26 protein-coding genes are annotated in these 26921 nt (G+C 53.4%); 14 read left to right on the top strand and 12 right to left on the bottom strand.

The genetic code is table 11. The features are described 5' to 3' along the window. Positions 1-12: 12 nt before the first annotated feature. From E0L20_RS02325 to hslJ, 4 genes are all read left to right on the top strand, one after another. Positions 13-1413 carry a cytochrome ubiquinol oxidase subunit I gene (locus tag E0L20_RS02325; RefSeq protein ID WP_131632499.1) on the top strand — a complete coding sequence of 467 codons (1401 nt, stop codon included), beginning with the start codon at positions 13-15 and terminating at the stop codon, positions 1411-1413. Further along, a complete protein-coding gene (gene cydB / locus E0L20_RS02320; protein ID WP_131632498.1) occupies positions 1413-2423 on the top strand; it encodes a cytochrome d ubiquinol oxidase subunit II in 1011 nt (336 codons plus the stop codon). The genes E0L20_RS02325 and cydB overlap by 1 nt, the downstream gene beginning before the upstream one ends. Next, complete coding sequence (locus E0L20_RS02315) at positions 2423-2551, top strand: DUF2474 domain-containing protein (protein ID WP_131632497.1); 129 nt, start codon at positions 2423-2425, stop codon at positions 2549-2551. Before cydB ends, E0L20_RS02315 begins: the two co-directional genes overlap by 1 nt. Positions 2552-2680: 129 nt before the next feature. After that, positions 2681-3118, top strand: a complete 438-nt coding sequence (hslJ, locus tag E0L20_RS02310; RefSeq protein WP_131632496.1) for a heat shock protein HslJ — start codon at positions 2681-2683, stop codon at positions 3116-3118. Here hslJ and E0L20_RS02305 read toward each other — a convergent pair whose 3' ends face one another. Beyond that, on the bottom strand, positions 3119-3385 hold the full coding sequence (locus tag E0L20_RS02305) for a putative hemolysin (protein ID WP_131632495.1): 267 nt from the start codon (positions 3383-3385) through the stop codon (positions 3119-3121). Between the two features lie 271 nt (positions 3386-3656). On the opposite strand from E0L20_RS02305, the gene nifJ reads away from it, so the two are divergent. The 4 genes from nifJ to E0L20_RS24175 all read left to right on the top strand — a co-directional run bounded on the left by nifJ (position 3657) and on the right by E0L20_RS24175 (position 9188). After that, on the top strand, positions 3657-7181 hold the full coding sequence (nifJ, locus tag E0L20_RS02300) for a pyruvate:ferredoxin (flavodoxin) oxidoreductase (RefSeq protein WP_131632494.1): 3525 nt from the start codon (positions 3657-3659) through the stop codon (positions 7179-7181). 388 nt (positions 7182-7569) lie between these two features. Beyond that, positions 7570-8679 (top strand): porin OmpC, encoded by a 1110-nt coding sequence (ompC, locus tag E0L20_RS02295; RefSeq protein ID WP_131632493.1) that lies wholly within the window; start codon positions 7570-7572, stop codon positions 8677-8679. 137 nt (positions 8680-8816) lie between these two features. After that, on the top strand, positions 8817-9029 hold the full coding sequence (locus tag E0L20_RS02290; protein WP_131632492.1) for a KTSC domain-containing protein: 213 nt from the start codon (positions 8817-8819) through the stop codon (positions 9027-9029). Positions 9030-9062: 33 nt separating this feature from the next. Continuing rightward, positions 9063-9188 carry a hypothetical protein gene (locus E0L20_RS24175; protein WP_263609578.1) on the top strand — a complete coding sequence of 42 codons (126 nt, stop codon included), beginning with the start codon at positions 9063-9065 and terminating at the stop codon, positions 9186-9188. Here the strand turns inward: E0L20_RS24175 and E0L20_RS02285 are convergent. Together E0L20_RS02285 and E0L20_RS02280 are read right to left on the bottom strand one after the other, a co-directional pair. Further along, a complete protein-coding gene (locus E0L20_RS02285) occupies positions 9185-9601 on the bottom strand; it encodes a GFA family protein (RefSeq protein ID WP_131632491.1) in 417 nt (138 codons plus the stop codon). The two genes, E0L20_RS24175 and E0L20_RS02285, sit on opposite strands and share 4 nt — an antisense overlap. A 2-nt stretch (positions 9602-9603) precedes the next feature. Next, positions 9604-9801: a hypothetical protein gene (locus E0L20_RS02280; protein ID WP_131632490.1), complete on the bottom strand. Its 198-nt coding sequence runs from the start codon at positions 9799-9801 to the stop codon at positions 9604-9606. Positions 9802-9955: 154 nt separating this feature from the next. Between E0L20_RS02280 and ttcA the strand changes: the two genes are divergently transcribed. Further along, complete coding sequence (gene ttcA / locus E0L20_RS02275) at positions 9956-10891, top strand: tRNA 2-thiocytidine(32) synthetase TtcA (protein WP_131632489.1); 936 nt, start codon at positions 9956-9958, stop codon at positions 10889-10891. A 42-nt stretch (positions 10892-10933) separates the two neighbouring features. Here ttcA and dbpA read toward each other — a convergent pair whose 3' ends face one another. The 3 genes from dbpA to zntB all read right to left on the bottom strand — a co-directional run bounded on the left by dbpA (position 10934) and on the right by zntB (position 13775). Beyond that, a complete protein-coding gene (gene dbpA, locus E0L20_RS02270; protein ID WP_131632488.1) occupies positions 10934-12307 on the bottom strand; it encodes an ATP-dependent RNA helicase DbpA in 1374 nt (457 codons plus the stop codon). A gap of 27 nt (positions 12308-12334) precedes the next feature. After that, positions 12335-12517: a proline-rich small protein YnaL gene (gene ynaL, locus E0L20_RS24170; RefSeq protein ID WP_131632487.1), complete on the bottom strand. Its 183-nt coding sequence runs from the start codon at positions 12515-12517 to the stop codon at positions 12335-12337. A gap of 274 nt (positions 12518-12791) precedes the next feature. Next, complete coding sequence (gene zntB / locus E0L20_RS02260) at positions 12792-13775, bottom strand: zinc transporter ZntB (RefSeq protein WP_131632486.1); 984 nt, start codon at positions 13773-13775, stop codon at positions 12792-12794. 197 nt (positions 13776-13972) lie between these two features. Here zntB and E0L20_RS02255 point away from each other — a divergent pair, with 197 nt between their 5' ends. After that, a complete protein-coding gene (locus E0L20_RS02255) occupies positions 13973-15103 on the top strand; it encodes a GGDEF domain-containing protein (protein WP_131632485.1) in 1131 nt (376 codons plus the stop codon). Positions 15104-15135: 32 nt separating this feature from the next. Here E0L20_RS02255 and E0L20_RS02250 read toward each other — a convergent pair whose 3' ends face one another. Continuing rightward, on the bottom strand, positions 15136-16278 hold the full coding sequence (locus E0L20_RS02250) for a methyl-accepting chemotaxis protein (protein ID WP_131632484.1): 1143 nt from the start codon (positions 16276-16278) through the stop codon (positions 15136-15138). Between the two features lie 459 nt (positions 16279-16737). Between E0L20_RS02250 and E0L20_RS02245 the strand changes: the two genes are divergently transcribed. The 3 genes from E0L20_RS02245 to E0L20_RS23845 all read left to right on the top strand — a co-directional run bounded on the left by E0L20_RS02245 (position 16738) and on the right by E0L20_RS23845 (position 20407). After that, positions 16738-18867 (top strand): putative bifunctional diguanylate cyclase/phosphodiesterase, encoded by a 2130-nt coding sequence (locus E0L20_RS02245; RefSeq protein WP_131632483.1) that lies wholly within the window; start codon positions 16738-16740, stop codon positions 18865-18867. 92 nt (positions 18868-18959) lie between these two features. Further along, a complete protein-coding gene (locus E0L20_RS02240; RefSeq protein ID WP_131632482.1) occupies positions 18960-20192 on the top strand; it encodes a sensor domain-containing diguanylate cyclase in 1233 nt (410 codons plus the stop codon). A 74-nt stretch (positions 20193-20266) separates the two neighbouring features. After that, positions 20267-20407, top strand: coding sequence for an Ecr family regulatory small membrane protein (locus E0L20_RS23845; RefSeq protein ID WP_165500674.1), 141 nt, complete (start codon positions 20267-20269; stop codon positions 20405-20407). Positions 20408-20592: 185 nt separating this feature from the next. Here the strand turns inward: E0L20_RS23845 and E0L20_RS02235 are convergent, their stop codons facing one another. The 5 genes from E0L20_RS02235 to E0L20_RS02215 form a co-directional block, all read right to left on the bottom strand. Next, positions 20593-21114 (bottom strand): fimbrial protein, encoded by a 522-nt coding sequence (locus E0L20_RS02235; protein ID WP_131632481.1) that lies wholly within the window; start codon positions 21112-21114, stop codon positions 20593-20595. A 16-nt stretch (positions 21115-21130) separates the two neighbouring features. Next, on the bottom strand, positions 21131-22081 hold the full coding sequence (locus E0L20_RS02230) for a fimbrial protein (protein ID WP_207389432.1): 951 nt from the start codon (positions 22079-22081) through the stop codon (positions 21131-21133). Positions 22082-22146: 65 nt separating this feature from the next. Continuing rightward, a complete protein-coding gene (locus tag E0L20_RS02225) occupies positions 22147-24654 on the bottom strand; it encodes a fimbria/pilus outer membrane usher protein (protein ID WP_242673377.1) in 2508 nt (835 codons plus the stop codon). 72 nt (positions 24655-24726) lie between these two features. Continuing rightward, positions 24727-25404 (bottom strand): fimbrial biogenesis chaperone, encoded by a 678-nt coding sequence (locus tag E0L20_RS02220; RefSeq protein ID WP_131632478.1) that lies wholly within the window; start codon positions 25402-25404, stop codon positions 24727-24729. A 61-nt stretch (positions 25405-25465) separates the two neighbouring features. Next, a complete protein-coding gene (locus tag E0L20_RS02215; protein ID WP_131632477.1) occupies positions 25466-25990 on the bottom strand; it encodes a fimbrial protein in 525 nt (174 codons plus the stop codon). A gap of 289 nt (positions 25991-26279) precedes the next feature. Here E0L20_RS02215 and E0L20_RS02210 point away from each other — a divergent pair, with 289 nt between their 5' ends. Further along, positions 26280-26897, top strand: a complete 618-nt coding sequence (locus E0L20_RS02210) for a helix-turn-helix domain-containing protein (RefSeq protein WP_131632476.1) — start codon at positions 26280-26282, stop codon at positions 26895-26897. The last annotated feature ends 24 nt before the right edge of the window (positions 26898-26921 follow it).

Raw genomic sequence — 26921 nt, 5'->3', positions numbered from 1 at the left:
TTGAGGCTGTGCATGTTTGGTTTAGATGCTTTTCATCTCGCGCGGATACAGTTTGCCTTTACCGTATCCTTTCACATCATTTTCCCCGCGATCACCATCGGGCTGGCGAGCTATCTCGCCGTGCTGGAAGGTCTGTGGCTGAAAACAAAAAATCCGGTCTGGCGCTCGTTGTACCATTTCTGGTCGAAGATTTTCGCCGTTAACTTCGGCATGGGCGTGGTGTCCGGCCTGGTGATGGCCTATCAGTTTGGCACCAACTGGAGCGGATTTTCGCAGTTTGCGGGCAGTATCACCGGGCCGCTGTTGACCTATGAAGTGCTTACCGCGTTCTTCCTTGAGGCGGGTTTCCTCGGGGTCATGCTGTTTGGCTGGAATAAGGTCGGGCCCGGGCTGCACTTCTTTGCGACCTGCATGGTGGCGCTGGGGACAATCATCTCTACCTTCTGGATCCTCTCCTCAAATAGCTGGATGCAGACCCCGCAAGGCTATGAGATCGTCAACGGTCAGGTGGTGCCGGTGGACTGGTTTGCCGTGGTCTTTAACCCTTCCTTCCCTTATCGCCTGCTGCACATGTCGATTGCGGCGTTCCTGAGCAGCGCCCTGTTTGTCGGCGCTTCCGCCGCCTGGCACCTGCTGCGGGGCAATACTATGCCAGCCGTTCGCGCCATGTTCTCAATGGCGTTGTGGATGACCCTGATTGTGGCACCCCTCCAGGCGATGGTGGGTGACATGCACGGGCTAAATACCTTAAAGCACCAGCCCGCAAAAATTGCCGCCATAGAAGGCCATTGGGAAAACCCGCCGGGTGAGCCTACGCCGCTGCTGCTGTTTGGCTGGCCGGATATGGAACAGGAACGCACCCGTTTTGGCCTGGAGATCCCGGCGCTGGGTAGCCTGATCCTGACGCACAGTCTCGATAAGCAGGTCCCGGCACTGAAGGAATTCCCGAAGGAGGACCGTCCCAATTCTACCATCGTCTTCTGGTCGTTCCGTATCATGGCGGGCTTAGGCATGCTGATGCTGCTTCTGGGCGTTGCGGCGCTCTGGCTGCGCTACAGAAAGCGGATGTATACCTCGCGACCGTTCCTGTGGTTTGCCCTCCTGATGGGGCCGTCCGGATTAATTGCCATCCTGGCCGGATGGATCACCACCGAGGTAGGCCGTCAGCCCTGGGTCGTCTACGGGCTTCAAAGAACCAGGGATGCCGTTTCCGCCCATGGCGATTTGCACATGAGCGTGAGTTTACTGGCCTTCTTCGTCGTCTATACCTCGGTATTCGGCGTGGGCTACAGCTATATGGTTCGCCTCATCCGAAAAGGCCCGCAGCCGCATGAATCATTCGCCACCGAGTCCGACGGACGTCCCGCGCGCCCGCTTTCTGCCGTCACAACTGAACATAAGGAGCAGCCATAATGGGTATCGATCTTTCCATTATCTGGTTTGTCATTATCGTCTTCGCCACGCTGATGTATATCGTGATGGACGGCTTTGATCTGGGGATTGGCATTCTGTTCCCGGCAACGCAGAACGCCGACGATCGCGACGTGATGGTCAACAGCGTCGCCCCCGTCTGGGACGGAAATGAAACCTGGCTGGTGCTGGGCGGCGCGGCGCTCTTCGGCGCCTTTCCGCTGGCCTACGCGGTGATCGTCGACGCGCTGACCATCCCGCTGACGTTAATGCTGATCGGGCTTATCTTCCGCGGAGTAGCGTTTGAATTTCGCTTTAAAGCCACGCCGGCCCACCGTCCCTTCTGGGATAAAGCCTTCATTGGCGGGTCGATCCTTGCCACCTTCACGCAGGGCATCACGGTGGGGGCTGTGATTAACGGTTTCGCCGTCACGGGCCGCGCGTACAGCGGCGGCCCGTTTGACTGGTTAACCGTATTTAACCTTTTCTGCGGCGCGGGGCTTGTCGTGGCCTATGCGCTGTTAGGCGCCACGTGGCTGGTAATGAAAAGTGGAAATAGCCTGCAGGTGCGGATGCGCCAGGTATCGAAAACCCTGCTGATCGTCCTGCTGCTGTTTATTGCGGCAATCAGCCTGTGGACGCCGCTGGCGCAACCGGCAATCGCCGAGCGCTGGTTCACGCTGCCAAATCTCTTTTATCTGCTGCCCGTTCCTGTCCTGGTGGTGTTGCTGAGCCTGTGCCAGTGGCGAAGCCTGAACAATCCTGAGAGCCACACTCTCCCCTTCGTGCAAACGCTTGGGCTGATATTCCTCGGGTTTAGCGGACTGGGGATCAGCATCTGGCCGCATATCATCCCGCCGTCAATCACACTGTGGCAGGCTGCGGCGCCGACGCAAAGCCAGGGCTTTATGCTGGTGGGCGCGCTGTTAATCATTCCGGTAATTCTGGTCTATACCTTCTGGAGTTATTACGTTTTTCGCGGAAAAGTTCAGCATGGGGAGGGTTATCACTGATGCAACAACCTGTCTGGAAACGCCTGATGTGGCTGGTCATTATCTGGGGCGGCAGCGTGCTGGCGCTGGCGTGCGTGAGTATGCTCTTTCGGATGCTCATGGCGGCGGCAGGGTTTAAATCCCACTAGGCCCGCATCCGGGCAGCGACGACGTTGCCCGGATGAGGACCCCGCACTTTCAGATAAACCCCATTAATTCATCGCAGAGTATCGTTACACTTACAACAGATTCACAGTATTTATAGTTTGAGAAGAAAAATGAAAAAGCGTGTTGCGTTAACTGTTATGAGTTTTGTCCTCAGCGGCTGCGTCAATCCAGGCAAAGCGTCTGTACAACCGGAGCAGCTTCAGAACCACCGGTTTGTGCTGGAAAGCGTGGATGGCAAAGCGGTGAAGGGCGCGGCAGCGCAACCCGAGATCGGCTTTAGTGCCCTGCCGGATATTAGCCTGGTAAACAACATTACGGTTTCAGGCGCAATGTGTAATAGCTTCAACGGACAGGGGAAATTGTCCGAGGGGGAGCTTAAAGTCAAAACGCTGGCGATGACCCGTAAACTCTGTGCCGACGAAAAGCTTAACGAGCTGGATCGCAACATCGGCGACATGCTGCGCAAAGGCGCGCAGGTCGACCTGACTGAAGATCAGCTGACGCTGGCGACGGCAGACAAAACGCTGACGTTTAAACGCGCAGAGTAATCAGTAGTTACCGCAGCTTCCAACGGCAAGCGACTGTTCGCTGCAGCGTTTGCCGTTTGGCAAGGCGCACATGCCGATGGCGGAGCCGTCAAGCTGGCGGGCAACGGACAGTGAACCACCGATCATCGCGCAGTTGGCCTGTCCCGAATTGGACATCGCCGCCTTCATACCCGGCGTGACGTGCGCCGCCGTTGCCTGCTGAACAGGCTCGTTGCTACATGCCGATAATAATAACGCGGCACACCCTACCCAAAACGCTGAACGCATACTCTCTCCCCCATAAATAAAGCGAAACCTATGCATAATAGGCATCATGTCCCGAGCCGTCGAGAGCGGAAGTGCGTATTTATGCGCTCCAGAAACAATTTCTCGCAATTTTTCCGCCAATAGTTTGATCTACTCATTGATAGCGAGAATATCAAGGACACAAAAGCGAAAATCGTTAAACCCCAGCTTTGCTAAAATAGAGAAATAATATTCAGGGTCTGTTGAGCTATTTCAGCCCCCTCTTTTTTGCGCAATGTAAGGGTGTCGTCCTATGCAAACTATTGACGGTAATGGTGCAGTCGCCTCAGTCGCGTTCCGCACCAGCGAAGTTATCGCCATCTACCCAATTACGCCAAGTTCTACGATGGCCGAGCAGGCGGACGCCTGGGCCGGGAACGGCTTAAAAAACGTCTGGGGTGATGTCCCACGCGTGGTTGAAATGCAGTCCGAAGCGGGCGCGATCGCGGCAGTACACGGTGCGCTGCAGACCGGTGCCCTCTCCACGTCGTTCACCTCGTCGCAGGGATTGCTGCTGATGATCCCAACGCTGTACAAGCTGGCGGGGCAGCTTACGCCGTTCGTGCTGCACGTTGCGGCCCGAACCGTTGCCACCCACGCCCTCTCTATTTTTGGCGATCATTCGGATGTGATGGCCGTCCGTCAGACAGGCTGCGCCATGCTCTGCGCCAGCAGCGTTCAGGAAGCCCAGGACTTTGCGCTTATTTCGCATATCGCGACGCTGAAAAGCCGGGTTCCGTTCATTCACTTCTTCGATGGTTTCCGCACCTCTCACGAAATCAATAAAATCGTCCCGCTGGCAGACGACACGATCCTTAATCTGCTGCCGCAGGCGGACATTGACGCACATCGTGCGCGCGCCCTGAACCCTGAGCATCCGGTTATCCGTGGAACATCCGCCAACCCGGATACGTACTTCCAGTCCCGCGAAGCGACGAACCCCTGGTACAACGCCGTTTACGACCATGTCGAGCAGGCGATGAATGATTTCGGCGCGGCGACCGGGCGCGAGTACAAGCCCTTTGAATACTACGGACACCCGCAGGCAGAACGCGTCATTGTGCTGATGGGTTCGGCCATTGGCACCTGTGAAGAGGTCGTGGACGAGCTGCTGACGCGCGGTGAAAAAGTCGGCGTGCTGAAAGTGCGTCTTTATCGCCCGTTTTCTGCCGGACATCTGCTCTCGGTACTGCCGGAAAGCGCGCGCGCCGTCGCGGTGCTCGATCGCACCAAAGAGCCGGGCGCCCACGCGGAGCCCCTGTATCTGGACGTCATGACCGCCCTGGCAGAAGCCTTTAACAACGGCGAACGCGAAACCCTGCCGCGCGTCATTGGCGGGCGTTATGGCCTGTCATCAAAAGAGTTTGGCCCGGACTGCGTGCTGGCGGTGTTTAGTGAGCTGAGCGCAGCGAAGCCAAAACCGCGCTTTACGGTGGGTATTTACGATGACGTCACCAACCTCTCCCTGCCTCTACCGGAGAACACCCTGCCGTCGACGGCCAAACTCGAAGCGCTGTTCTATGGTCTGGGCAGCGACGGCAGCGTCTCGGCAACCAAGAACAACATCAAGATTATCGGTAATTCGACGCCGTGGTATGCCCAGGGATACTTCGTCTACGACTCCAAAAAAGCAGGCGGCCTGACCGTCTCGCACCTGCGCGTCAGCGAACACCCCATTCGCTCGGCGTATCTGATTTCGCAGGCCGACTTTGTTGGTTGTCACCAGCTGCAGTTTATCGACAAATACCAGATGGCCGAGCGGCTGAAGCCCGGCGGTATCTTCCTGATCAATACGCCGTACGGCGCGGATGAGGTCTGGGGGCGCCTGCCGCAGGACGTGCAGGCGGTGCTAAATCAGAAAAAAGCCCGTCTGTTTGTGATTAACGCGGCGAAAATCGCCCGCGAATGCGGCCTTGCCGCCCGTATCAACACCGTTATGCAGATGGCCTTCTTCCACCTGACCCATATTCTGCCCGGCGACAGCGCGCTGATGGAACTGCAGGGTGCGATAGCCAAAAGCTACAGCAGCAAAGGCAAGGAGCTGGTTGAGCGTAACTGGCAGGCGCTGGCGCTGGCGCGCGAGTCAGTATTCGAAGTGCCGCTGCAGCAGGTGAATGCCGCCAGCCCGAACCGCCCGCCGGTGGTATCGGATGCTGCACCTGATTTTGTTAAGACCGTTACGGCAGCCATGCTCGCCGGACTGGGTGACGCCCTGCCCGTCTCTGCGCTGCCGCCGGACGGCACCTGGCCGGTGGGCACCACGCGCTGGGAAAAGCGCAACATCGCCGAAGAGATCCCTATCTGGAAAGAGGAGCTGTGCACCCAGTGCAACCACTGCGTGGCGGCCTGTCCGCACTCGGCCATACGTGCAAAAGTGGTGTCGCCTGAAGAGATGGAAACCGCACCGGCCAGCCTGCACTCGCTGGACGTAAAATCCCGCGATATGCGCGGGCAAAAATACGTTCTCCAGGTCGCCCCTGAGGATTGCACCGGCTGTAACCTGTGCGTAGAGGTATGCCCGGCGAAAGATCGTCAGAACCCGGAAATCAAAGCCATCAACATGATGTCTCGCCTTGAGCACGTTGAAGAAGAAAAAGTGAACTATGACTTCTTCCTCGGCTTACCGGAGATCGACCGCAGTAAGCTGGAGCGAATCGATATCCGTACCTCGCAGCTGATTACGCCGCTGTTTGAGTACTCTGGCGCCTGCTCTGGGTGCGGTGAAACGCCGTATATCAAGCTGCTGACGCAGCTTTACGGCGACCGCATGCTGATTGCTAACGCGACCGGCTGCTCTTCAATCTACGGGGGCAACCTGCCCTCCACGCCGTATACCACGGATGCAAACGGACGCGGTCCAGCATGGGCTAACTCACTGTTTGAGGATAACGCCGAGTTTGGTCTGGGCTTCCGTCTCACCGTCGACCAGCACCGCGCGCGCGTGATGCGCCTGCTGGAACAGTTTGCCGATAAAATCCCAGCGGCGCTGAACGACGCGCTGCACGCTGAAGCCACACCTGAGGTGCGTCGCGAACAGGTCGCCGAGCTGCGTGCTGCCCTGCACGGCGTGGAAGGCGCTGAACAGCTGCTGACCGACGCCGATGCCCTGGTCGAGAAATCGATCTGGCTGATTGGTGGCGACGGATGGGCCTACGACATCGGATTTGGCGGGCTGGATCACGTATTAAGCCTGACCGAGAACGTTAACATCCTGGTGCTTGATACCCAGTGCTATTCCAATACCGGTGGTCAGGCGTCGAAAGCCACGCCGCTGGGCGCCGTCACGAAGTTTGGCGAACACGGCAAGCGCAAGGCTCGTAAGGACCTCGGCGTGAGCATGATGATGTACGGTCACGTTTACGTTGCACAAATTTCGCTGGGCGCACAGCTTAACCAGACGGTGAAAGCAATCCAGGAGGCCGAGGCCTATCCGGGGCCTTCGCTGATTATCGCCTACAGCCCTTGCGAAGAGCACGGTTACGATCTCGCGCTGAGCCACGATCAGATGCGGCAGTTGACGGCTACCGGCTTCTGGCCGCTGTACCGCTTCGACCCGCGTCGTGCCGATGAAGGTAAATTGCCGCTGGCGCTCGATTCGCGCCCGCCGTCAGATGCCCTTGCCGAGACGTTAATGCAGGAGCAGCGCTTCCGCCGCCTCAATGCCCAGCAGCCTGAAGTGGCCGAGCAGCTGTGGAAAGATGCCGCTGCGGATCTGCAAAAGCGCTATGACTTCCTGGCCCAGATGGCCGGGAAAGCTGAAAAATCGACCAACGAGTAATTTTCATGCCCGGCCTGTCCGGGCATTTTTTTGCATAAAAAAAGCCCGATGAATTGACATCGGGCTAATCCAAACCATCAATGAATATAGCGTTAATAACGCGAATTATATTCACACGAATTATGGATGAAGAAATCTTAAAGGCATATAACGGCGCAAAGCGTACCGTCTTTAGGGAGAAATTAATAATTTTTATTTTGTATATTTTCTGTTAATTCATTCATCAAACTAATCATCATTTCCTTTGCATTATTCGGTTTAGAATTTACTTAGTTAGTAACAATTATACTTTATTACTCCTTACGGTAGTGATTTAGCATGAGACATCTTTCCCATTTGGAAAGTTCAATACGTAATTAAATAAAAACAACTGCAAAGGAATATCACAATGCAAAGAAAAGTACTGGCTCTCATGATTCCGGCTATCTTAATGGCTGGCGCTGCACACGCTGCAGAAATTTATAACAAAGACGGTAATAAACTGGATCTGTACGGAAAAGTAGATGGCCTGCATTACTTCTCTGATGATTCCTCTAAAGATGGCGATCAGACCTATATGCGTTTGGGCTTCAAAGGCGAAACCCAGATTAATGACATGATGACCGGCTACGCGCAGTGGGAATACAACATTCAGGCGAATAACACCGAAGGTTCTGACAACCAGTCCTGGACTCGTCTGGCGTTCGCAGGGGTGAAAGTGGGTGATTACGGTTCATTCGACTATGGTCGTAACTACGGCGTGCTGTACGACGTAGAAGGCTGGACCGATATGCTGCCGGAGTTCGGCGGCGACTCCTATACCTATGCCGATAACTTTATGACCGGCCGTGCCAACGGCGTGGCAACCTACCGTAATACCGACTTCTACGGTCTGGTGCAGGGTCTGAACTTTGCGCTGCAGTATCAGGGCAATAACGAGTCCGGCAACAATAACCAGGAAGGCACCAACAACGGTCGCGACACCCGTCATGAAAACGGCGACGGCTTCGGTATCTCCACCACTTACGACATTGGCATGGGCTTCAGCGCAGGTGCTGCTTACGCCTCTTCTGACCGTACCAACGACCAGGTGACGCGTACCACCGCGGGCGGCGATAAAGCGGATGCGTGGACCGCAGGCCTGAAATACGATGCTAACAACGTTTATCTGGCGACCATGTATTCCGAAACCCGCAATATGACGCCATACGGTGACAAGAAATACGCCGTTGCCAATAAAACCCAGAACTTCGAAGTAACCGCACAGTACCAGTTCGACTTCGGTCTGCGCCCGGCTATTTCTTACCTGCAGTCAAAAGGCAAAGATCTGGGTAACGGCGAAGGTGATAAGGATCTGGTGAAATACGCTGACGTTGGCGCAACTTACTATTTCAACAAAAACATGTCCACCTATGTTGATTATAAAATCAACCTGCTGGACGAAGATGACAGCTTCTACAAAAATAACGGTATCGGCACTGATGATATCGTAGCCTTAGGCCTGGTTTACCAGTTCTAATCGCAATAGCCCGCAAAATTTTGCGGGCTAACTCTTTTATATTTAACGGTAAAGCATATATTACTTTCAGCTTGCATACCGCAACCGTCATGATAGATGATAAGGCTCTTGTTATACGCGATACGAGGCCTAACACCATGGTTCATCATCCTGTCATATCATCGCGCATTGCCTCTGTTGCCTACGATGAACCCAGCGCCACGCTTGAAGTTCGCTTTCGCAACCGCACCACGCTGCGGTATCAGTCCGTTCCCCCCCGCATTTTTACTGATTTTTTGAGCGTTGTCTCAAAAGGCCGCTTCTACGACGGGGTTGTTAAGGGCAAGTTTAAGGAAATCAGGGTACAGTGAAATACAACGTTGAGTGCATATAAGGATATTTGCGTGTTTACCCGCGTTTCACTGACTCTGCTTGCCCTTTTAGGCTGCATCTGGATTGCGCTAATCTTCGATTTTGGCGGTATTGTTCACCATCTGGGCGTTCTCTTAAACGCGCTGGATGCAGACTAATCGTCGTCTTTCCGTCGAAACGACAGATAGCCAAATACGCCGCTGTCGCCATCCGCAGGGTGGTTAACGCCGTCCATCACCGCCACCTCCGGGAAATCGAACGGAGTGACATTTTCGAAGCAGGCGACGTTAACCCCGTACTGATCAGGGTTAGAGCGCCTCTGGCGGAACGTGTAAATCCCGCAGACCGAACAGAAGAAGTGCCGCGCCGTTCCCGTGTTAAAACGGTACTCGGTCAGTTTGTCCTGGCCTTTGGTCACGGTGATGCCCGTTAACGGCGCGGAAACCACCACTGCCCCCCGCATCCGACAAAAAGAACAGCTGCAGCGCCGCGCCGTATTGAGCCCGTCGGTTAGCTCAACCGTAAAGGCTACTGCCCCGCAATGACATTGCGCGTTACGGATCTCTGCCATGGTTACACCCCTTTACTTACCAGTTCAGCGGCCTTAACAAAAACCTCATCCTCCACCCCATCCCCCTTCTGCCTGCCAAGCCGTCTTAGTTCAGCGACAATGCTTTCGCGGTTAATGGTTTCCTGCGATGAAACCAGACCAATGACCGCAGCACCGATCGCCAGCCCAACCAACCCTGTTTGTTCGTCTTTGTTCTTCATTTCATAGCTCCCTTGTGCCACTGAAAAGATTAGCAGCAGTATTGTAAAACGTGCTGGTATTCGCCGCCGCAATCCGTACCATAATGCGATGCTGGTGCCCTGATGGCCATTTTTGCCCCACCGGTGCCCCCTTTGAGATTTGAGTAAATTATAAATGTCGCAAAATCAAGAGATTAACAAAAAAGAACAGTACAACCTGAACAAGCTGCAAAAGCGCCTGCGCCGTAACGTTGGCGAAGCCATTGCGGACTTCAACATGATTGAAGAAGGCGATCGCATTATGGTCTGCCTCTCAGGGGGTAAAGACAGCTACACCATGCTGGAGATCCTGCGTAATCTTCAGCAAAGCGCACCGGTGAATTTTTCTCTGGTGGCGGTTAACCTTGACCAGAAACAGCCGGGTTTCCCGGAGCACATTCTTCCAGAGTACCTGGAAAAGCTTGGCGTAGAGTACAAGATCGTCGAAGAAAATACGTACGGTATTGTGAAAGAGAAGATCCCGGAGGGGAAAACCACCTGCTCTCTCTGCTCGCGTCTGCGCCGCGGCATCCTCTACCGTACCGCGACGGAGCTGGGCGCGACCAAAATTGCGCTCGGACATCACCGTGACGATATTCTGCAAACGCTGTTCCTGAACATGTTCTACGGCGGCAAAATGAAGGGTATGCCTCCGAAGCTGATGAGCGACGACGGCAAGCACATTGTGATCCGCCCGCTCGCCTACTGCCGTGAGAAAGATATCGAACGTTTTTCCCAGGCTAAAGAGTTCCCGATCATTCCATGCAACCTGTGCGGTTCGCAGCCAAACCTGCAGCGTCAGGTGATTGGCGATATGCTGCGCGACTGGGATAAACGCTATCCGGGCCGCATCGAAACCATGTTCAGCGCCATGCAAAACGTGGTGCCTTCCCACCTGGCGGACATTGAGCTTTTCGATTTCAAAGGCATTAACCACGATTCAGAAGTGGTAAACGGCGGCGATCTGGCATTCGATCGTGAAGAGATCCCGATGCAGCCGGCGGGCTGGCAGCCGGAAGAAGATGAGAATCAGCTTGAAGAACTGCGTCTGAACGTGGTGGAAGTGAAGTGATAAAGCAGCGTCTCAGAAGCGGCTTCTGAGACGCAATTTTTATTATTTCAGCAGGCGAACGCGGCAGGTTTTACCCTTAATCTTGCCGCTTTGCAGCTGCTTCCAGGCTTTGTGCGCCACCGACTGGCGTACCGCCACATAGACATGCGCAGGATGCACCGCAATCTTGCCGATATCCGCCCCGTCCAGACCAATATCCCCGGTCAGCGCACCTAAGACATCACCCGGACGCATCTTGGCCTTTTTACCGCCGTCGATGCACAGCGTCGCCATTTCGGCGTCCAGCGGAACGATGCTCACATTGCCAGGGGCATTCATCCAGTTCAGCTTTATCTGCAGCATTTCAGACAGAATATTGGCACGCTGTGCCTCTTCCGGCGCGCAGAAGCTAATCGCAAGACCGCTGTTGCCCGCACGCGCGGTACGGCCTATACGGTGGACGTGTACTTCCGGGTCCCATGCCAGCTCGTAGTTCACCACCAGCTCCAGGGATTTGATATCCAGGCCACGCGCGGCAACGTCGGTTGCCACCAGCACGCGGGCGCTGCCGTTGGCAAAGCGCACCAGGGTCTGATCGCGGTCGCGCTGTTCCAGATCGCCGTGCAAAGACAACGCGCTCTGCCCGGCATCGTTCAGCGCATCGCATACCGCCTGACAATCTTTTTTGGTATTGCAGAACACCACGCACGAGGCCGGCTGATGCTGGCTGAGCAGCTTCTGCAGAAGCGTAATTTTTCCCTGCTGCGAGGTTTCAAAGAACTGCTGTTCGATGGCGGGCAGCGCGTCAACGGTATCGATTTCAATGGTGAGCGGATTTTTTTGCACCCGACCGCTAATTGCCGCGATGGCTTCTGGCCAGGTCGCAGAGAACAGCAGCGTCTGGCGATCGGCAGGCGCGAAACGAATGACTTCATCAATCGCATCGCTAAAGCCCATATCCAACATACGGTCTGCTTCATCCATGACCAGCGTTTGCAGGGCATCAAGCGATACGGTGCCCTTTTGCAGGTGATCCAGCAGGCGGCCCGGCGTCGCCACAATAATGTGCGGAGCATGCTGCAGGGAATCACGCTGTGCGCCGAACGGTTGTCCACCGCAAAGCGTAAGAATTTTGGTGTTCGGCAGGAAACGCGCCAGACGACGCAGCTCGCCTGCGACCTGGTCCGCCAGCTCGCGGGTTGGACAGAGGACCAGAGACTGGGTCTGGAACAGCGCAGCATCAATATGCTGCAGCAGCCCGAGGCCGAATGCCGCGGTTTTCCCACTGCCCGTTTTTGCCTGTACCCGTACATCTCGGCCTTCAAGGATGGCCGGCAGCGCGGCCGCCTGCACAGGGGTCATAGTGAGGTATCCCAACTCGTTGAGGTTATCGAGCTGGGCTGCGGGCAGAACATTCAGGGTAGAAAAAGCGGTCACAATCGTCTCTCGTGGTCATCTTTGCGGTCAGATGGCGCGTATCCTCGCAGATCTCGAGGTTTGATGCGACATTTTAATCGGTTCTTCATCCGGCGGCGGGTCGGGCATCGGCTGGGGACGCGGGATAGGGTCCGGCATCGGGACGGGATCGTTGGGTTCTGGGCCAACGGGAATTGAATTTCGCTGTCGAAGAGTGAGTGGAATGCTCATCTTTGCCTCCAGGTTTAGGCGCTCTCCCTTTTAGGGTAGTCGCTGACGAACAGGAGGCAAAAAAAAGCCGACTATAAAGTCGGCGTCGTACGAATCAATTGTGCTATGCAGTAATTCAAAAAAAGGAAGTAAGACAATATGGAGCGCAACGCCCATCGCTTGACGTTGCATTCACCTGCGGGAGTAATATTGCACCTTACGGGGTAGATGTTTATTGACTTCGCTCAATTAAAAGAGCGTTTTGAACCCCGTAAAACCACGAAAAAGTGTAAATTTACAGCCATTTACTGCGATGCAACCACCACGCAACACCGCCAATCAAAACAACTAACATTACGCAAAAAGCGGTAAAGCCGTAGTGATAGGCTCCGCCGGGTATACCGCCGAGGTTGACGCCAAAGAGCCCGGTCAGGAAGGTGCTGGGTAAGAACACCATTGCCATTAGCGACATCGTATAGGTTCGTCTCGCCAGCGACTCCTGCATCACCTGGGCAATCTCATCTGCCATCACCGCCGTTCTGGCGATACAGGAATCAATCTCATCCAGACCGCGTCCCAGCCGGTCGGCAATATCCTGCATTCTGCGGCGCTGATCGTCATTCATCCAGCTAAGACGTTCGCTGGCAAGGCGGGCGTAGACGTCGCGCTGCGGCGTCATATAGCGACGCATCACTATCAGCTGCTTGCGCAGCAAGGCGAGAAAACCGCGCGGTGGGATTTGCTGATCGAGCAGGTTATCCTCAAGATCGATAATTTTATCGTGCAGCTCTTCGATAAACTCGCTCGCATGATCGGTGAGTGCATCACAGACATCCACCAGCCAGCTTCCGCAGTCGGTCGGCCCGGTGCCCTCTTTCAGATCGTTTACCACGTCATCCAGCGCCAGCACCTTACGCTGGCGCGTAGACACAATCAGCCGTTCATCCATGTACACGCGCATCGCCACCAGCTGATCCGGGCGCTCGTCCGTGCTGCCATTAATACAGCGCAGCGTGATCAGCGTACCGTCGCCCATTCTGCTCACGCGCGGGCGCAGGCTTTCCCCCGCCAGCGCGTCGCGAACGTTGTTCGGCAGGAGCGGCGTCGACGCCAGCCAGTCAGCGCTATCCGCATGGGTATAGTTGAGGTGTAGCCAGCATGGATGCTCGTTATCAATCTCATCGCTGTTTTCCAGCGGCCGTGCGCCGCCGCGGCCATCGAACACCGTCGCAAACACAGCGTCAGGAACGTTGAGTTCCGATCCTTTAATGCTCTCCACAAGGCCTCCACCTTTTCATCTCTTTCGTTGTCAGTCTAGCTTTCGTCCTGGGTTAAGCAACAAATTTGTCCCGCATCGCGCTGAAATAGCTCATGAATTAGACGTTTTCACACAGGTTCCAGTAGACAGCCGCAGGCGATCGGATAGAGTTAATGAAATGCTGTCGATGTGATCTCAATGTTTACTGAGGTAAGTGAGTGACGCTAACAAAGAGCTGTGCAGCATTCGATGTACGCCTGGCTGAAATGCGAGCCATTGCGATAAAAACCAGCATGGGCTGGTTCCTGTGGGTGAACATCCTCTTTTCGCTGTTCATACTGGGCCGCCGTTTTTTCGCTACGCACGAAACCTTAACCAATCCACTTCATCCCGCGGGGCTGATGGAAACCATGATGGTTATCGTTTTGATGCTCTCTGCCGCAGTGCTTTTTATACTGCGCATGGCCCCCTTACAAAATGCCTCCTGGCTGGTGGGGCTGGCAAAAGGCATCGTCGTTGGCTTGAGCTTTTGCTGGGCAACCTGCTTTTATATTCTGATCAACAGCGAAGATATCCGCATCGTTTTCCCCTTTGCCGCCCTCCTGCTGTTTACCGCGCTGATCTCTCTCTACTTCGATCCGAAGGTGCTATTGAGTTTTATACTTCCGGTGTGGTTAACCATTCTGGTTGCAACGTTGTTCCATCCGGCCCAGCTCACCGTACTGAGCGCATTACAGTGGGTTTTGCTGGCGGGATTAATCGAATCCGGCAGGCGTATTCTTAACAGCTGGTTTATCCTGGCGCTACGTCGCGAGCAGGAAAACGCCGATCTGATTAATCAGTTAAGCATGCTTGCGAGCAAAGATCCCTTAACCGGTATAGCGAACCGCAGAACCATCAAGGCGCGGTTGGATCAGGAGATCGCCCGCCATGAGCGCGATGGCAAGGGTTTTGGATTGATCATGCTGGATGTCGATCACTTTAAACTTTATAACGACCGCTACGGCCATCAGAATGGCGATAGCTGTCTGGTCACGATCGCCAGAATTCTTGAATCAGCCACTCAGGCTCACCGCGGCACCGTGGGCCGCGTCGGCGGCGAGGAGTTTGTCGTATTACTCCCTGATGCTGATGCCCATCTGCTGCAAACCACCGCCGAAAGCATCTCTCGTGCGCTGCGGGCAAAAGCCCTTGAACACGCCCTTTCCCCGGTAAGCGATACCGTCACGGTGAGTCAGGGGTTAACGGTCTGGCAGCCTGGTCAAACCGCGCAGGCCGTCATCGCCCAGGCCGACAAAGCGCTGTACTCGGCAAAACAGCAAGGGCGCAATCGCTGGATCGAGGCATAAAAAAGCCTGGCGTACCAGGCTGTATATTCTTATCACACCAGGTGCTCGTGCCGCTGGCGGACCGGCAAGGAACGCTCCTCCGCCAGTGATGAGTAACCTTGCTCAAGCCTGAAATTCCGCGTCCGGGCCTGAAGTTCAATGACCTGATTGCGCAAAACGTCAGATGACCCGTTCAGCTCCTCTGCCATCGCCACGTTGCTCTGAGTGACGCGTTCCAGCTCGGTCAGCGCCAGCGTGATCTGCGAAATCCCTTTTTCCTGCTCGGAGGTCGATGCGGAAATGTCATCCATCAGTCGGCTGACGTTGCCGGAGCCGGCCACAATTTCACGCATGTTTTTTTCAGCTTCAGACACTACGGTCACGCCCTGGGTGACGTTGCTGCTGGTCACTTCAATTAATGTTTTAATATTCTTTGCGGCTTCGGCACTCCGGTGTGCGAGATTTCTTACCTCTTCTGCCACCACCGAGAACCCTTTGCCGTGATCGCCCGCTCTGGCTGCCTCAACGGCCGCATTCAGCGCGAGAATATTGGTCTGGAAGGCAATTCCGTCAATCAGCGAGATAATTTCCGTCATTTGCTGAGCACATTCAGTAATTGACTCCATATTGGTCGCAACCTGACCCATTAGCTCCCCGCCTTTTCTCGCCTGAAGCGTTGCCACGTTGGCCTGCTCGCTGGCCAGGCGCGAGTTATCGGCGGTATTTTTTGTGCTTGCCGCCATCTGTTCCATGCTGGCCGCGGTTTCAATCAGCGACGCGGATTGCTGCTCTGTTTTCACCGAGAGCTGTGCGCTGCGCGCCGAAAGCTGCTCTGACAGGGTCATGGCATTCTGCGACGAAGCCCTGATCTCCCGAACCAGCGTGGCAATGCTGCTGGACAAGCTATTAATGCCGGGAATCAATCGCCCCGCGCAGTTATTGCCAAACTCGGGGATCGATACCGCAAGATTGCCGGATGTCACTTCTTCAATACTTTTTTTCACAGTATTGATCGGCGTCACAAGATATTTTGTCATGTAGGTCCATAACAAAAATAAGGCAATGATATTGATGATATTAACTGAAATAAAGAGCGTAGATTGGGTTGATAATAACGCCACCACACCTGCATTTACCAAAAAAACACATAAAAGGAAATAGATAATGAATGTCCTGACACTAATATTTCTTAGCATGATTATTCCCACAACTTTATATTTTAGTCGGCATTAACGTTTATAGCACCAGCCAGATTATTTGTCCTCACGAACCGCGCTGGTTTTTAGTTTCGCCGTTAGATATCTGCAATTTAGCTTAGGTCAGAGCAAACGCGCGTATTGGTGAAAAAGTTAGCCCTGGACTGCTGTGATACTGGCCTCACCCCGACTTAAGCGATACCATCGCCTCAGGTGAGAAAGACCGTTCGCCCGCATATTTAAGGAGTGTTGCTGCAATTCTTCGCCGTTGTTTAGCAATACTTAATACGTTAATAACGATGATATATTTTATATTCTTTATTAACGCTAAAATTTTAATATGACTGGTCGTTTTTCACGATAAATAACTAATATTGTTTGAACGTGCATGTCCTTTGCCAGATGAAAGAGATGCCCGGCAGGCGAAATGCGTAACCTTTTTTGGCGTGGGATTGCATAATGCTCAACGTGTCGTGGGACCCTGTGTTAATAGCCCTCTCCTATCTGGTGGCCTTTATTGCTTCGTTTGTGGCATTAGACAGCGCAGGGAAAATTCCCCTTTCCAGCCGTAAAGCGGCAATATTCTGGCGTATTGCCGGGGGATGTACGCTGGGGATAGGGATTTGGTCGATGCATTTCATTGGTATGCTGTCGATGAAGATGCCTGTGATGATGAGCTATGACCTGTGGCTCACCCTCGCCTCGCTGGGTATCTCCGTTTTGGCCTCTACCCTCGCCATCAACATCGCCGTATCGGGTAAATCCCTTTCTCGTTTTCGACTGCTCTTTGCCACGCTGATCCTCAGCGCCGGCGTCGTGTCCATGCACTACGTGGGGATGACCGCATTACTGCTTAATGGCAGCATCGTCTGGGATCGCCGCATCGTTGCGTTGTCTATCGCGATCGCCGCGATCGCGTCCGGCGCGGCGCTGTGGCTGGCATTTCATCTGCGGGATAAGCGCAAGGGCATCTTTGTAAACCGCATCATTGCGTCTCTAGTCATGGGCGCGGCCATTTGCGCAATGCATTACACGGGGATGAGCGCCGCGCAGTTTGGGGAAATGGACCACACAATGTCCGGCGGCGTCAGCGAATCTGGATTGTCTTTATGGGTATCGGTAACAACGCTGTGCCTGCTCGGCCTTATGCTCATTATCTCACTCGTTGATTCACACTGGCGCACCAATCGGCTAACCGAAAATCTTCGTCAGCTCAACGGCCAGCTGGAGCTGCAGGCGCGTTTCGATGCGCTTACAGGCCTTGCCAATCGCCACCAGATGGATATCCGCATGCAGGACTGCCTGCACAGCGCGCTCCTCAGCAAAAAGCAGTTTGCCGTCATTTTTCTCGATGTCGACCATTTCAAACGCGTCAATGATACCTGGGGCCACCACGTCGGCGACGAGCTGTTAATCACGCTTGCCCAGCGGATCACCGCCAGATTAACACGCGAAATGACGCTGGCAAGGCTGGGGGCCGACGCCTTCATCCTGCTGGTGCCCGAGTGCGATGACGAGAGGCTAAATGCCCTTCTTTCAGCATTGCTTGAAGATATGCGCCGCCCGCTTTCACTCTGCGGGCATGCGCTAAACAGCACGATCAGCGCCGGGGTAAGCCTCTACCCTCAGCATGGCGAAACGCTGCATGAGCTGAAGCTGAAGGCCGACGCGGCCATGCACCATGTCAAAGAGGAAGGACGCAACGGCTGGGCGATTTACCGTCCTGAGATGTCGACCGCCGTCCCGGCAAAACCCGGTTTCCTGCAGGAGCTGTCTCAGGCGCTTGAGCGCGATCAGTTTGAGCTGTGGTATCAGCCTACCTGGTACGCCGGGCAAAAGACTATCCACGGCTTTGAAGCGCTTCTGCGCTGGCGGCACCCTGAGCAAGGCGTTTTACTCCCCAACCTGTTCATTCCGTCGCTGGAGCAAACGGGGCTGATTATTCCCGTTGGAAACTGGGCGATTGAGGCAGCCTGTCGGCAGCTTCACTTCTGGACTGAACAAGGATTCAGCCAGTGGACGCTGTCCTTTAACCTATCCCCGATTCAGTTTGAACAGCCGGATATCTTTACTATCGTCTCGTCAATGCTGCAAAAATATGATCTCTCCCCCTCCCGCCTTATCCTCGAAGTCACCGAGAGCACTGCGCTTAAAAACCTCGACCGCAGCATTGAGCTTTTGAATGCGTTCAATCAGGCCGGGATAACGGTTTCTATTGATGATTTTGGTACGGGCTATTCCAACCTGCTGATGCTCAGCGTGCTACCGGCGAAAGAGCTGAAGATCGACAAAAGCTTTGTCAGCTCAATGCTGGAAAATGAAAAAAGCCGCAAGCTGGTTGAAACCATCATTCATATCGCAAGAACGATGGAGATGAGTATCGTTGCCGAGGGGATCGAGACAGAAGAGCAGCAGGCCGTACTCACCGACCTTGGCTGCGATTATCTGCAGGGATTTTTGTTCTCTCGCCCGTTGCCTGCCGAGCAGGTTCCGTGGCTGCTGCTGCAGAAGAATTCGGATAAACAAATTATCCCCATCGGGAAAATAAATTCGGATACCCCCTTTGTTTCACAAAAAAATCATGCCTGATGTCATTGAGTGGAGTATGTTTCAGAGGAGTCTACGCGAGTCAGTTCCACCGCGATCGTCAGGCACGCTGTGCCGATGTACAGGAATTCCCTATGTCGCAATACAGTTTTGATGCGCTTAACTTTATTAAAACTCCCGTGTGGCTGATTTCAGCTGCATCTGAACATATTATCTTTGCCAACGCGGCTGCCGCTGAGATTATGCAGGATAAATCGCTTGATGAGTTGCGCAAAGGCATCTATTCCGCGAACGCGCAACAGCAGCTGTCAATGTATGTTCCAGAGCTAAAAACCGAGCAGGAAATTATCGAAATCTGGACCGTCTGGCGCAATCAGCAGCACTCGACCCTGAGTTGCCGTCTGTCCCTTGCCCACTACGAACCGTTTGGCGAGGTCATCGTTTTTGAAGGGCTTCCTCAACCCGCCCTGTCCGGTCTCAAAGCCAGCCGGTCCGCAACCTATCAGCGCAAAAAACAGGGATTTTATGCTCGATTTTTCCTGACCAATAGCGCGCCGATGCTCTTAATCGACCCGGCGCGGGACGGCCAAATTGTTGATGCAAACGTGGCGGCACTTAACTTTTACGGCTATTCCCACGATGACATGTGCGCCAGGCATACCTGGGAGATAAACGCTCTCGGCCGGGATATTTTGCCGGTAATGACCGAAATCGCCGCGCTGCCGGGCGGGCATAAACCCCTTAATTTCATTCACCGCCTGGCTGATGGCTCAACCCGTCACGTGCAGACCTATGCGGGGCCCATCGAAATTTACGGTGACAAACTGATGCTGTGCATCATTCACGATATCACCGAGCAAAAGCGCCTGGAGCAAGAGCTGGAATACGCCGCGCAGCGGGATTCGATGACGGGTCTGCTCAACCGCCGTCAGTTCTATACCATCACGGAGCAGACCAACCCGTCTCACCTTCCTGCGCAGCAGCAGTTTAGCCTGCTGCTGGTGGATACCGATCGCTTCAAAAACATAAACGACGCCTTTGGCCATCTGAAGGGGGATGAAGTACTCATCTCCCTGGCGCGTATGCTCGAAGCCTGCAGTCGTAAAGACGATGTTGTCTTTCGCTGGGGCGGCGAAGAGTTTGTGATCCTGTTGCCGCGAACCTCGCTCGAAACCGCCATGCAGATTGCCGAAACCCTTCGCGCCGCCGTCGCCCATATCACCATTCCAGGCTTACCCAGATTCACGGTTAGTATCGGCGTGGCGCGGCACAATCAGGGGGAAAGCATCGATGAGCTGTTCAAGCGGGTGGATGATGCGCTGTATCGCGCCAAGAATGACGGACGCAATAAAGTGCTGGCAGCATAAAACTGGTGTGTCTTAAAAACCCTCGCTACAATGCCCACCTTGGATAAACAGAATCAGGGTGGGTAATATCTGCGATGGGAAAAACAGAAATTATACTCATCATAATCATTTCAAGCCTTATTATATTCGGCTTCTGGTTTATCTTCAGCGGTGAGATTTGGTATCTGGTCGCCTATCTGGAAAACAGTATTTACCCGACCATTGAAGCCCCGTAACGCACGTTTAATCCCTTGTTTCACCTACCGAATTTGTCAGCTATCCGCAATTATGCCAGACGCATAGAATACGCGTCGTTAGCTTCCTTGATGGCAGGTAACGAATCAATAAATCATTTGCTTATTTCGCCCGTTCTCTGACGGGCTTTTTTTATTTGAATCAACCTACTCGCCTTGAACAATGCTTACTGATAGGTAAAGCCCAGCGTCACCACGGATCTGATGGTGCCCGCACTGGCCCCACCCATGCGTGAGTATGCCTTGGCGTGCATGGGTAATGAGGCAGTACGGTCGGTTTGTACATGCATAATACTTGTCGTTCCGTTGCCCTTAAGCGTGCCGGTGCTCGCCGTGAGTAATGCTACCGCCACGTTACTGGCCGTACCGGTGCTCTTGTAAAAACTGGTTCCGGCCACCGGATCGCTGGTGCCTGTAAAGGTTGCTTCTACTCTTGATATTCCATTCGGGCAATTTGATAATCTGATATCAAATGGAACCACCGTAGAAGCAGAATAAGCCTCTGCCAGCGTGCTCGCCTGAATATCGCCCAGATTGACATTAATATTCCCCGATCCACCGTTCACGATGCACGGCGCGGAAACCACGTTTCCGGTAATATTCAGATTGACCGTATCAGCCGCAACTATCTTGCTGTTTGCCATCATTAAGCCGAGCGTCGCCAAAGCGATAATGGATAATTTCGCCATTTTTATTTCCTTATGGTTATTGGTAGGTCAGGTCCAGGGTCGCTGATGCGTTAGCTTTCCCTGCAGAAACCGACTCTCTTGTTTGATAATAACGAGCGGTAATAGGTAACATCTCCTGCCCGCCCCCGGATCGTTTTAGATGAATGCGCTCATTAAACGTCAGCGGTATATTGTGATAGAGCAATTGCACACCAACGCCACTTGCAACATCATTATTACCCTGTCCCGTTAACGCTAATACGCTGCGGTCGTAAACATCGGGGTTTTGCGCGCCTCGCATGGTGATATGGATATTGGCCTGCGGGTCACAGCTGAGCTGCAAATTTTTTATTACTGTAGATCCCTCCGGATTACTGCCGATTCTATTTTTAAAATTCGCTAACGGAACATTCCCTATCGGAAAATTGATATTATTTCCTGAAATACTGCAGCTAAGCTGCGTTACTGTTGCGGACGTAACCGTATGGACAAGGCCAACGCCGCCGCCGTCATAGGTCACTCGCAGTATTTCGCCGCCAGATAACTGTCCGGAGCGTATATCCCCCACCTTTACCAGCTCATAGTGGTGCGTGTAGTTATCGTAAAAGCTCGTGGAACCGTCAGAGTACTGCGCTGAGGCGGGCACGGACAGCGGATAGTTTCCCCATACCTTGCCCCGGATACCAACCCCGGTAATATTGGTGGCAAAGACATCCCGCAGCCCTGTTTTCACGCCGCCTAAATACACTATATTGAGATATTGCGCTCCAGGATCGCAGTGCGCTAATCGCGATCCGGTTGCCCTGACGGTTGTCGAGGCTATCGTGCTGCCTATCGCAACGTCCCTTTGCACGTATACATTTCCAAAATTAACGTCCCCCCTCACTGATGAGTACATTCTGCAACCTGCGAAACAGGCTGAAGAATAAATCCCGACCAGCATCAGCGATAAGCCTAACAGCCTATTCAGTTTAAATTTATTGATCATCAAAATAACATCCGTAAAGAAATGAGAATTTTAAAGGCGCTAAAAGGGATATTAAATCCAGTAAGTTATACGCACGCCATTTTTGATAATGCTATTCCATTCAGCAGATTTTCTTTATTAAGCGTGAACGTTGCCCGACACGACTGCGCACGCTCGTCGCCCCATTTCGCATATAACGCCCCCTGCGGCTCTAACCCTGACATAAACACCTGGCCGCTATCGCCTACAATAAAGCTTTTTGATTTTTCGCCCTTTTCTACTGTCACAATGGCACCGAAAGGCACGGACTGCCCATTCATCTGCGTAAGCGTTATTAATGCGCGCATCCCTACATCCGCCACATAATCCGCTTTCACGATTGCGCCTCGGGTGGGAATAACGGTTCTGTCCGTTAATTCCAGCTCAACATCTTCCGGCAGCGTTTCGGTTGCCAGCGCCACGTTATTTTTCCGATACGGCGTAAGGTCTCTGACCGTGGTATAGCCGCGCCAGTCCGTTTTCGCCCCGCTCTGGTTCTGAATGCTCACCCCTTTCGCGCCGGGAGCCTTTAACAGTACGTTGGTTTCACCCAGCGGCTGAGAAAGTGTTACCCCATCGGCATGCGCCATAACCGCTCCCTGAAGGCCGTAGTTCAGGCGGTTGCTCTCCTTGTCGTAACCATACCCTAACGAAGCCTCACCATAGGTTCCTTTGTAATCGCCGTTGACGCTGCCCGTATAACCGACGCCATCCGTGCCGTAGCTTTGCTGTACGCTCCAGCTCAGGGCATTGTTTTCCAGCGCGGTGCCATTCAGCCCCAGGCTATGTGTCGTGCTGGCATTCCTGCTGGAGTTCATGCCGTAGCTGGCCCAGGTGCGGGGCAAGAAGGCGTCCAGCGGTACGCTGATGTTTAACGCAATCTGACGATCGGTATCATAGCGGATCACCATGCCGTTGCTGTCGGTACTGCCGTTTTTGCTGTAGGTGTAAGCGATCCCATAGCTCACGCTGTTCCAGGCGTTGTTATATCCCAGGCTAAGAGACGCCAGGGTCTTAGCGGAATTCCAGTAGTTCTCACGAATCGCGCTTAACATCACCGTGCCGTAGCTTTCGCCAAGATGTTGACTCATGGTCAGCTCCGCACGATTGCGACGGCGATCCTGTAACGCATTGCTGTCGCCGTAAGAGTCGAGCACCTCCTGCATGCCGTAAAACCCGCTGGTAGAGTAGCGATAACCGGCGATGGCAAAGTTTGTACCCGTCTCCACAAAGTTTTTGCTGTAGCGTATGCGCCAGGACTGGCCGCGGCTTTTCGGCATCTTCTGTGGCGTTGACCATGCCTGTATAACGTCGGTAGAGAATGCGCCCAGGTCGCCCATATTTTTCCCTACGCCCAGCGCCAGCGATTGATACTTGCTGGAACCCTGTACCCCGCCATACAGCGTCAGTCCATGAGGCAGGCCGTAAATTCCCGTCAGCTGCCCGAAAGGGGTTTTCTCTACCTCACTGTTATAGGCGCGGTACTGGCCTCCCGTCGCCGCGTATTTAATCTGCCCTTCACGCTGCAGTACCGGTAGGGACGCAAAGGCCACGGTGAAGTGCTGCTCGCTGCCGTCGCTCTCCTTGACGGTAACGGCCAGATCCCCCGCTCCGCCGGTGGGAAACAGATCCGTAATTTCAAACGCGCCCGGCGCCACGTAGCGTTGATAAATCTGATAGCCATTCTGGCGGATGATCACCTGCGCGTTGCTCCGGGCGATGCCGCGCACCACGGGCGCATAGCCTTTTAGCGAATCCGGCATCATGTCGTCATCAGAGGCCAGCTGCATACCGCGAAAGGGCATGCTGTCGAACACGTCTGCCGGAGAGGAGCTGTCCCCGGCGGTGAGCTGCGCCTTAAGCGGGACGATCGCCCGCTGGGCATAGGTGTACACCGTATCCCACGCGTCGCTACCGTTTCCGTCCCGACTCCAGGTGGTGTAATTGCGCAATCGCCACGGCCCCACGTTAATCCCCGGGCGCAGGTTGGCGTACTGCGTATTGCTGTCACGCCCGTTCTGCACGCGGGTGTTTGAACCGCTCAGGCTATAGTTGAGCATGGCTGCGGTTATTCCTTCATCCCACATTTCCGGCGGCACGTAGCCGCGCACCTGCGGCGACAGTGCGGCCTGCGGAATGCTGAGGAGCAGCCGCTGGGCAGTAAACAAAAACTCGGCAGAAGCCTTTGGGATTGCCGACAGCTTCGCACATTCATCGTCCGTGCCTAACGTCGGGAATTGCTCGGTTTTTACCCCCCAGCGCTTCAGCTGCGACACGCTCAAACAGGGCTGTAGCGACTCCTCACCGTCAGCGCCTTTTACTGCGTCAAATTCAATTTCACGGGTATCCACAATGAGATCGTCAATAATGACGTCTACACGATAGCTGCCTGGCAGCTGCGAACCGGATTCAAACGCCGACAGATCCACGCCCTTCATCGCCGAGTTATCCAGTTCAATCAGTTCAGGGTTAAAATAATCACGCGCATGGGCGATAGGTGAAAGTGTCCCTGCCGCTAATGCCATCAAAAAAGCGAGGCGTGCAGGTTTAAACATTACCTGCTTATTTTTTATCATAAAAACGTTACTCCATCCGTACGAAACAGGCGTCATTTACCCTGGAGCGGATTACATTCTGGCGTTATGTACGTTTCCGGTGCCGCCGTAGTCGTTAATTATTTTGAAGGTCACCGTCCCCGCGGTGATACCTTTCGGTAAATCAAAACGCGCCGTTGATCCAGGTAATACATACGAAACATCGTCCAGCCTGTTACCGTTGACGTTTATTTCATTGAAGTTCATCACCACGTTCGTTGGGTTGGTCACCTGAATCTGACGCCCGCTGAACTGCCAGGTTAACCTGTCGGCAAGCTCTTCTGGAATGACGCCGCTCAGCGCTGCCGGGCGATAGATAAGCTTAATTCTGGTTTTCACCGCAATTTGCAGGGTGTTGTCTTTACGCTCTCCTGACGGAATAGCTTTAATATTTAGCCAGAAGAGTGATTCTTTATCCTGCGGAACCGAACCGGTTAAAATAATTCGCTCGACGTTTTTCTGATCTTTATCCAGTCGATATAATGGCGGCGTGATAATGAACGGGGCTTTCTCACTGCCGCCCGCCTGTGTTTCTATCCACGACTGAATTAAATATGGCGTCGTATCGGGGTTACTGACGCTAATAGAGGATTCCCTTTTATTGCCGTCAAAAATAATGCGCGTCCCGCCGATGATCACGCCTGCATTGGCAGCAGAAATACCCGCAGTAAAAAGCAGGCAGGCAATAAGGGATTTACTCAGTGAGAGCATGTGATACCTCGGTATAAAAAGGGCCGAGATCCCGGCCCTTCGATTTAATACAACAACAGAATTAGTTGTAGTTAACGGTAAAGTTAGCTACGGAGTTAGCTGGACCGGCAGTAACGGTAGCCGCTGTTGCTTTATAGCCCGCGTAGAAATCCAGTTTATTTTCTTCACGGCTTTTGAGGGTATAGGCATAGTCGTTAACCTGATGCAGACCCAGCGCCGCTTTATCGGCGGTCATCAGCTTGATCGCCACGCCCGTCGCCGCACCGGTCACCGGCGCGATTGCCAGCAGAGAGGTGTCGACTGCGTCTGGTTTACCGTCAAACTTCACCTTCGCAGACGTAACCGCCGCCGGGCAATCCTTCAGCTTGATGGTGAACTTAGTGACGGACGCTTCACTATCTTTACCGCTGAAAGCGCCCTTAGACACTTTACCCAGGTCAACAGCCATCGTGTTGTTTGCACCAATATTCACTTTGCAAGCTTCGTCGAGGATTTCACCCGTAAAGTTTACCGTGCCATCAGCAGCCCAGGCGGAAGAAAAAACGGTCGCGCAGGCTAATGCACAAGCAATAATATTATGTTTCATTCTTTGGTCCTTATTATTTAATTGATAAAGATTTCTGAAATGACCCTCACATCAGCAGTTCGCTGCAGCGCGTCATTTCGAATGTAATATTAGCGAGGGCATTTTTTTCTGACAAAAGGATTGGGGTCTACTCTTAGACCGTTATATTTTCAATATGGCGCCTTTGCCGGGTAATTTACCCTGAGTCTAGTTTTGGATCGCGAATATCTTCACAGCGCGCACCGATTGCCCACATAATTATTGTGATATATAATTTTTACTCATTCACAGCTATAGCCCACACCAACACATGTCTACCTACACCAAACCTGTGCACGATATTGAAAGACTTATAGAATCCCTAAAGAAAGAATCAACGCGAATCCCCAAAAATAATATCACCCTGAAGTACTCAACAGAAAATTCCGACCACTGTTATTTATTACACCATGGGCATGTCATTGTTATTCGTGAAAGCGATAACGTGGCATTAAACACTGAAACAGCCCCTTTTATATTTGGTTTAAGTGCGCCCTCCATGGGCCGACTTGGCGTGAAGATGATGGTTCCAGAAGATGCTGTTGTGAGTGAGGTCCCGAAAACTGTCGCATTAGACATAATTCGTAAAGAAAAGTTATGGAAGGAATTATCGTTTTTATTGCAGTATGTTGTTCACCGGATTTTATGTCACTGCAAGCGCGTATCCCAGCAAAACTCATACAATGTGGTTAAGATATTGCTATCAGAACTGCTCAATGAACCTGAAAGTCTCCGGCGTGCAACAAGCGTGGTTAATTACATCTCTGACCGCAGCATTATTTCCCGCAGCGGGATATTAAGTATCCTTTCTACGCTGCGTGAGGGCGGGTTTATTGAGATGGAAAAAGGATTGCTGAACGCCATACACCGACTACCTGAAAAATTTTAATGCGGGTGCTTACCTCATCTAAAC

The sequence above is a fragment of the Enterobacter wuhouensis genome (assembly GCF_004331265.1).
Classification (GTDB): Bacteria; Pseudomonadota; Gammaproteobacteria; order Enterobacterales; family Enterobacteriaceae; genus Enterobacter; species Enterobacter wuhouensis.
Note: the sequence above shows the minus strand (reverse complement) of the source record. Positions and strands in the feature narration are given on the sequence as shown.

Coding starts and splice junctions, on each gene's coding strand:
- ynaL (WP_131632487.1), bottom strand. CDS start 12,517: ATGAGCATTCCACTCACTCTTCGACAGCGAAATTCAATTCCCGTTGGC.
- cydB (WP_131632498.1), top strand. CDS start 1,413: ATGGGTATCGATCTTTCCATTATCTGGTTTGTCATTATCGTCTTCGCC.
- E0L20_RS02235 (WP_131632481.1), bottom strand. CDS start 21,114: ATGGCGAAATTATCCATTATCGCTTTGGCGACGCTCGGCTTAATGATG.
- nifJ (WP_131632494.1), top strand. CDS start 3,657: ATGCAAACTATTGACGGTAATGGTGCAGTCGCCTCAGTCGCGTTCCGC.
- E0L20_RS02225 (WP_242673377.1), bottom strand. CDS start 24,654: ATGTTTAAACCTGCACGCCTCGCTTTTTTGATGGCATTAGCGGCAGGG.
- E0L20_RS02220 (WP_131632478.1), bottom strand. CDS start 25,404: ATGCTCTCACTGAGTAAATCCCTTATTGCCTGCCTGCTTTTTACTGCG.
- ompC (WP_131632493.1), top strand. CDS start 7,570: ATGCAAAGAAAAGTACTGGCTCTCATGATTCCGGCTATCTTAATGGCT.
- E0L20_RS02315 (WP_131632497.1), top strand. CDS start 2,423: ATGCAACAACCTGTCTGGAAACGCCTGATGTGGCTGGTCATTATCTGG.
- E0L20_RS02305 (WP_131632495.1), bottom strand. CDS start 3,385: ATGCGTTCAGCGTTTTGGGTAGGGTGTGCCGCGTTATTATTATCGGCA.
- E0L20_RS02240 (WP_131632482.1), top strand. CDS start 18,960: ATGTCGCAATACAGTTTTGATGCGCTTAACTTTATTAAAACTCCCGTG.
- E0L20_RS02250 (WP_131632484.1), bottom strand. CDS start 16,278: ATGCTAAGAAATATTAGTGTCAGGACATTCATTATCTATTTCCTTTTA.
- E0L20_RS02210 (WP_131632476.1), top strand. CDS start 26,280: ATGTCTACCTACACCAAACCTGTGCACGATATTGAAAGACTTATAGAA.
- E0L20_RS02245 (WP_131632483.1), top strand. CDS start 16,738: ATGCTCAACGTGTCGTGGGACCCTGTGTTAATAGCCCTCTCCTATCTG.
- E0L20_RS23845 (WP_165500674.1), top strand. CDS start 20,267: ATGGGAAAAACAGAAATTATACTCATCATAATCATTTCAAGCCTTATT.
- hslJ (WP_131632496.1), top strand. CDS start 2,681: ATGAAAAAGCGTGTTGCGTTAACTGTTATGAGTTTTGTCCTCAGCGGC.
- ttcA (WP_131632489.1), top strand. CDS start 9,956: ATGTCGCAAAATCAAGAGATTAACAAAAAAGAACAGTACAACCTGAAC.
- E0L20_RS02280 (WP_131632490.1), bottom strand. CDS start 9,801: ATGAAGAACAAAGACGAACAAACAGGGTTGGTTGGGCTGGCGATCGGT.
- E0L20_RS02325 (WP_131632499.1), top strand. CDS start 13: ATGTTTGGTTTAGATGCTTTTCATCTCGCGCGGATACAGTTTGCCTTT.
- E0L20_RS02230 (WP_207389432.1), bottom strand. CDS start 22,081: ATGATCAATAAATTTAAACTGAATAGGCTGTTAGGCTTATCGCTGATG.
- E0L20_RS02285 (WP_131632491.1), bottom strand. CDS start 9,601: ATGGCAGAGATCCGTAACGCGCAATGTCATTGCGGGGCAGTAGCCTTT.
- E0L20_RS02290 (WP_131632492.1), top strand. CDS start 8,817: ATGGTTCATCATCCTGTCATATCATCGCGCATTGCCTCTGTTGCCTAC.
- E0L20_RS02215 (WP_131632477.1), bottom strand. CDS start 25,990: ATGAAACATAATATTATTGCTTGTGCATTAGCCTGCGCGACCGTTTTT.